Here is a 955-nt window from a genome sequence, read left to right as displayed (position 1 = left end):
GCGAGTTCCTGCGCCTCGCTGGCGCCGGCCTCGTGGTAGACGCGTCCATCGGCCAGGAAGGTGCGTCCGGCAAAGCCCTGCGCGGTCAGATGCTCAAGCGTGTCGCCCATGCGCCGGGCCATGGCGTCCCAAGACGCGGACATCCGCCCTTGCGCCGCCATGGCCCCGATGGGATCGAGGCCGAGATCGAGGGAGAGGTCGGAGAAATTATGGCCGCGCCGCTCGGCGAGCGCCAGTATCAGTGCCGCCATCTGGCGGCCGTGGCCGCCCGCATCGACGCGCAGGTGAACGAGGTCGAGCATCACTCCCGACAGCACCCGGTCGAGATCGTTGAGGCTCTCGACCCGCACGCCGAATCCGCGGGCCGCGGGAGCCTTGTGGGTCGCGAGCGTCAGTGCATCGGCGCCGCCTTCGAGATCGAGGAGAGCCAGTTCGTTGGCCTTCGCCGGGTCGGGATGGTCGATCCGCTGCGACACGAGCCAGCGGCCGGGCTGCTCGCGCACAACGGGCGTCGATCTTTCCGCCTTCGGATAGAGGGGCTGGATGGCGATCCCGTCATGGCTGCGCGAGACGAGCTTCTTCTCGAAGTCCGCGCCCTTGAGCACGCCCTCGACCAGTCTGAGCCATTGCTCGCGGGTCGCTTGCGGGAAATCGGCGGCTAAGGTCAGGTCGTCCACATCTGCCATCAGGTAAACTCCATGATGGTGGCATCAACCGCGAGGCTGTCCCCTTCCTTGGCGTGGATCATCGAGATCGTGCCGTCGCGCTCCGCGCGCAGGACGTTCTCCATCTTCATGGCCTCCACGATGCAGAGGGGTTCGCCGGCCTTGACCTCCTGGCCCTGGCTCACGCTGATCGCCTTCACGAGACCTGGCATCGGGCAGAGCAGCAGCTTGCCCGTATCGGCCTCCAGCCGCTCCGGCATCAGGGCCGCCAGCTCGGCCTCGCGTTTCGT

At 67.4% G+C, this 955-nt stretch carries 2 protein-coding genes; both read right to left on the bottom strand.

What is annotated here, in order from left to right; all coding sequences use genetic code 11:
- Positions 1 to 686: methylmalonyl-CoA mutase family protein (locus tag KBI52_RS01290; RefSeq protein ID WP_247654097.1), on the bottom strand; the 686-nt coding region annotated here is incomplete at its 3' end.
- A partial coding sequence (locus tag KBI52_RS01285; protein WP_210804842.1) for a biotin/lipoyl-containing protein occupies positions 686 to 955 on the bottom strand: 270 nt, incomplete at its 5' end. The genes KBI52_RS01290 and KBI52_RS01285, both read right to left, overlap by 1 nt.

Source organism: Microvirga sp. HBU67558, assembly GCF_018069605.1.
GTDB classification, from domain to species: domain Bacteria; phylum Pseudomonadota; class Alphaproteobacteria; order Rhizobiales; family Beijerinckiaceae; genus Microvirga; species Microvirga terrae.
The sequence above is the reverse complement of the archived record's forward strand: the minus strand, read 5'-3'. Positions and strand labels throughout refer to the sequence as shown.